Source organism: Methylobacterium sp. WL116 (assembly GCF_008039455.1).
GTDB lineage: Bacteria > Pseudomonadota > Alphaproteobacteria > Rhizobiales > Beijerinckiaceae > Methylobacterium.
Map to the genome: position 1 here is coordinate 1 of NZ_VRUV01000376.1, position 4546 is coordinate 4546.

4 protein-coding genes are annotated in these 4546 nt (G+C 64.1%); 2 read left to right on the forward strand and 2 right to left on the reverse strand.

Features of this window, described 5'->3' with window-relative positions; translation table 11 throughout:
• Positions 1–197 precede the first annotated feature (197 nt).
• Complete coding sequence (locus tag FV223_RS20805; protein ID WP_147728789.1) at positions 198–1142, reverse strand: ABC transporter permease; 945 nt, start codon at positions 1140–1142, stop codon at positions 198–200.
• Positions 1142–2647: an ABC transporter substrate-binding protein gene (locus FV223_RS20810; RefSeq protein WP_147728790.1), complete on the reverse strand. Its 1506-nt coding sequence runs from the start codon at positions 2645–2647 to the stop codon at positions 1142–1144. Before FV223_RS20810 ends, FV223_RS20805 begins: the two co-directional genes overlap by 1 nt.
• Before the next feature lie 639 nt (positions 2648–3286).
• Here FV223_RS20810 and FV223_RS20815 point away from each other — a divergent pair.
• Both FV223_RS20815 and FV223_RS20820 read left to right on the forward strand, forming a co-directional pair.
• Positions 3287–4252 (forward strand): glycosyltransferase family 2 protein, encoded by a 966-nt coding sequence (locus FV223_RS20815; RefSeq protein WP_147728791.1) that lies wholly within the window; start codon positions 3287–3289, stop codon positions 4250–4252.
• A gap of 172 nt (positions 4253–4424) precedes the next feature.
• Positions 4425–4546: NAD-dependent epimerase/dehydratase family protein (locus FV223_RS20820; RefSeq protein ID WP_147728792.1), on the forward strand; the 122-nt coding region annotated here is incomplete at its 3' end.

Here is a 4546-nt window from a genome sequence, read left to right on the forward strand (position 1 = left end):
CCCCCCCCCCCCCTTTTTTTTTTATTCATAGGCCGCCCACCGACATCTACACACTTCATATCCTCGGCACCGTCATATGTGTATAAGATACATCCAGAAGGCGCCGAGCATGCCGGGCTCGCGCGGGAGGGTCACCGCTCGTCCCCCCGCCACGGAGGGGGGCGGCAACAGCGCGGCGGCGTCGCGATCCATCCCGCTCATGCCCGCCTCAGCTTCGGGTTGACCACGGCCGCCAGCACATCCGCCGCGAGGTTGAGGCCGACATAGGTGGCGGCGGTGCAGATCACGACGCCCTGCACGGTGGCGAAGTCGCGGTTGAACACCGCGTCGACCATCAGCTTGCCGAAACCCGGCACCGAGAAGATCTGCTCGGTGAGCACCGCGCCGGACAGGAGCTGCCCGAACTCGAGGGCGCCCAGCGTGATGATCGGGATCGCGGCGTTGGGCAGCGCGTGGCGCAGCACCAGGCGCAGCGGCGAGACGCCCTTGGCGCGGGCCGTGCGGACGTAGTCGGAGCCGAGCACGCCGAGCATCGCCGCCCGGGTGTGGCGCATCATCACCGCGCTGATCGCGTTGCCGAGCACGAAGGCCGGCATCGCCATCGCCTTGAGGTTCTCCCACAGGCTCTCCGAGGGCGGGACGTAGCCGGAGGCCGGCAGCCATCCGAGCTGCACCGAGAACAGCAGGATCATCAGGATGCCGAGCCAGAAGTTCGGGATCGACAGGCCCCAGAGCGCGACGCCGTTGGCCAAGGTGTCGGCCCAGGTGCCGCGGCGGGCGGCCGAGACGATGCCCATCGGCACGCCGATGGCCAGGGCCACCAGCATGGCGAGGCAGGCGAGCTCGAGCGTCACCGGCAGCTTCTCGAGGACGAGTTCCGAGACCGGCTTCTGCAGGCGGATCGACTCGCCGAGGTCGCCGGTCAGGACGCCCGCCGCCCAGTAGCCGTAGCGGACGGGGAGCGCCCGATCGAGGTGATACTTCTCGCGGATGAACGCGATCACCTCCGGGTCGCGCTCCTCGCCGGAGAGCGCGGTCGCGGTGTCGCCCGGCAGCAATTGCTGCAGGGCGAAGATGATCATCGAGGCGAGGACGAGCGTCGGGACCGCGAGCGCCAGGCGGCGGGCGAGGAAGCGCAGCATCAGTTCAGCTTGAGCCCGGTGAAGCGCGCCAGCCCGTCCGGGTAGGCGACGAAGCCCGAGAGCTTCTTGGTGTAGGCCCAGAGCAGCTTGCGGTGCAGCAGGTAGAGGCCCGGGCGGTCGTTCAGGACCCGGTCGGCAAGCTGCTTCCAGGCGGCCTGCCGCTTCTGCGGGTCGACGGTGCCGCGCTCGGCCTGGAGCGCCGCATCGGCCTCGGCGTTGCAGTAGCGGCTGTAGTTCAGCGGCGTCTTGCAGCCGAGGAAGCTGAAGGTGTTGCCGTCGGGGTCCGGTCGCCCGGACCAGGAATACAGGTAGGCCTCGAAGTTGCCCTTGTCGGCCATGTCGAGCAGCGTGGTGAAGTCGGCGGCCTGGATCCGGATGTCGAAGCCGGCCTCCCTGGCCATCGCCTGGATCACCTGCCCGACCTGCGGCGCCTCGCTGTTGGCGTAGACCGAGAGCGTGATCTGGGGTTTCGGTTGCCCGGCCTCGGCGAGCAGGGTCTTCGCCTTGGCAACGTCGCGCTTGGGCACCGGGTATTCGGTCACGTAGCTCGGGTGCTTGGGCGAGACCCACTGGTTGCCGGGCAGGAACTCGCCGTTGAACACCACCTGGTTGAGCGCGTTGCGGTCGATCGACAGGTCGAGCGCCTGGCGCACCTTCGGGTCGGCAAGCGGCGAGCCGGCCTTGGCGGGGTTCAGCAGGATCTCCTGGAAGCCGAGCTCGTAGACCGATCCGAGCGCGAGCTTGGCGTCGCGGCTGACCTGGGGGACGTCGGTCGGCGCCAGGCGCTCCAGCAGGTCGAGCTGGCCGGCGCGCAGGTTGGTCAGCCGCACGGTGGCATCGGGGATCGGGCGGAACTCGATCCGCTGGATCTGGATCTGGTCCTTGTTCCAGTAATCGGGAAAGCGCTCGACCACGATCCGGTCCTGCGGCACCCGCTCGACGAACCTGAAGGGGCCCGCGCAGACCGGCGCCGTCGAGAACCTGTCGCCGAGCCGCTCGGCGGCCTTGGGCGAGACCATCATCCCGGCCCGATCCGTGAACTGGGCCATCAGCGGCGCGAACGGCGTCTTCAGGTTGATCTTGAAGGTCAGGTCGTCGACCACCTCGACGGTGTCGATCGGCGCGATCTCGCCGCGGCGCTGCGAGCCCGGCATCTTGAGGTGCCGCTCGATCGAGAACTTCGCCGCCGCCGCGTTCAGCGGCTCGCCGTCATGGAACCTCACCCCCGGCCGCAGGTGCATGGTCAGGGTCTTCTCGTCGGGCGAAAGCTCCCATTGCGTGGCGAGCTGCGGCACCGGCTTCAGGTCGGGCCCGATGTCGACGAGCTTGTCGCAGAGCGCGGCGAAGACCATGCGGCTGGCGAACGTCCGCGCCAGCGTCGGATCGAGGGCGTCGGGGTCCTCCATCATGCCGTAGCGCAGGGTCTGCGCCGAGAGGACCGTGGACGAGAGCGGCAGGGAGACGAGCAGGCCCGCGATCAGGCAGGCGGCCGACAGACGCGACATCAGGACTTCCCGGGACGGACCAGAGTTTCGAGGCGGATGAGCGGAGCGTGGGCCGATGCACCGGATCAGGCAACCCCAAGCTGGCATTTCGCATTCCAGGCACCATCCGTGCCACCGACGGTTGCCGGTCGCTTCCGGGCGGCCGATCGGAGGCCGTATCGATCTCGATCCGCACGGCCTCGTCCTCGTCGACCAGACGGCGGCCGCCACCGACAGGCTCCGAGGCTCCGGTCGACGCCTCCGCGTGGTGCGCTGCCGCATCTGCGTGCCGTACGGGCACGACGAGACCGCCACCGCAGCCCTCCCAAAGACTCTGAAAGCCCTTCCACCCAGCATGGCCGGAAACGACCTTGGGAGGTCTCTGGATCGGTGCACGCGGTTTGCCGGATCGCAGGATCGCAGCGCTTCGATCGACCCGTATCCTCGACCGTCCCCTTCGGGCTAGATCGAAAGGCGTACGCGGCCTCTCCTGAAAATCTGTCATCTCGTCGAGGATTCGGCCTACCGTCAAGCTGGAAGATCGACGTGACCCATTGCAAAGCTTGATCTGCTTTATTTCATGGTCACGCAATATAGAGCGATCATATTTCTTTCTAGATTGTCTTTCGTCTGCTCGAAGATGCGGACTCGGAGGTATCGATGTCGGTGACAGTCATAGTGCCAACCCATAACCGCGCCAAGTACATAGAGGCGTGCATCGGAAGCGTGTTGGCGCAATCCCACGAGGACTTCGAGCTGATCGTCGTCGATGACGCGTCGACCGATGGGACCCATGAGATCCTCGCGGCTCTCGCCAAGAAGGATGCGAGGATCCGTTTGTTGCGTCACCCGACGAACAGGGGCGGTCCTGCCGCCAGGAACTTGGGGCTGTCGCTTGCGAAATACGATCTGATTGCCTGCATGGACGACGACGACATCATGCTTCCGGACAGGCTGAAATCGCAAATCCGATTCATGGAAGAAAACCCGGACGTCAGCGTTCTGAGCTCGGCAGCATACATGATCGATGTCGACAACAAGATCGTCGGAAAGAGCGTCCCGACCATTGATATGGAACGTGGGCTTGCAAGAAAAGACCCGGGCCTCATCGTCAATATCATCCATCCGACCGCGATGTATCGGCGCGATGTCGTTCTCGGCTTGGGCGGCTATCGGAACTATCTTCTCGATGATCGAGACTTGTGGGGGCGAATGGCGACCGCGGGCTTCAAGATCGCCGTGTCGCCCGAGCCTGTCTTGATGCATCGCCGGCATAGCAGCATCATGACCACGCGGATCAACGAGATCTTCGAAAACGGAGATTTCATCGATTTCAACATGATCAGGCGCCTGAACGGCAACACGGAAATAAGCCTGGAACAATATAGGAAAATGCTTCACTCACAATCGATCTGGAAAAAATGCCTCAATTGGAGATTTAAGAAATCCGCTGTCGCTTACAGAATAGCGACCCTGCACTACAGCAGCGGAAATTGGCTTCCGTTCATGAAAAACCTGGCCGTAGCGCTTTCGCTCAACCCGTCAAAGTACGTCGTGCGAACGATCGCGAAAAAAGGGAAATACCTGCTCAGAAGATCGACCCCCAAGCATATTCTACCGGCTTGAGATAATCTTTGTTATAAGAATTGAAGACGCCGGATCATGATGCATTATTGTGCTCTGCGCATCGCGCGGCGTCATTTCAGGCCCATATCTCAGTGCAAGCTACCGGAGATAAAATCGGTGCTGCCGACGGGCTATTTCACCTGAAGCATCGGAGCAGCTGACGGAGGCCGACATGCGCATCCTGGTGACCGGCGGCTGCGGCTTCATCGGCTCCGCCCTCGTGCTCCATCTCGTGCGCGACCTCGGCCACGACGTGCTGACGCTGGACGCGCTGACCTACGCGGCCAACCCGGT

Coding starts and splice junctions, on each gene's coding strand:
- FV223_RS20805 (WP_147728789.1), bottom strand. CDS start 1,142: ATGCTGCGCTTCCTCGCCCGCCGCCTGGCGCTCGCGGTCCCGACGCTC.
- FV223_RS20810 (WP_147728790.1), bottom strand. CDS start 2,647: ATGTCGCGTCTGTCGGCCGCCTGCCTGATCGCGGGCCTGCTCGTCTCC.
- FV223_RS20815 (WP_147728791.1), top strand. CDS start 3,287: ATGTCGGTGACAGTCATAGTGCCAACCCATAACCGCGCCAAGTACATA.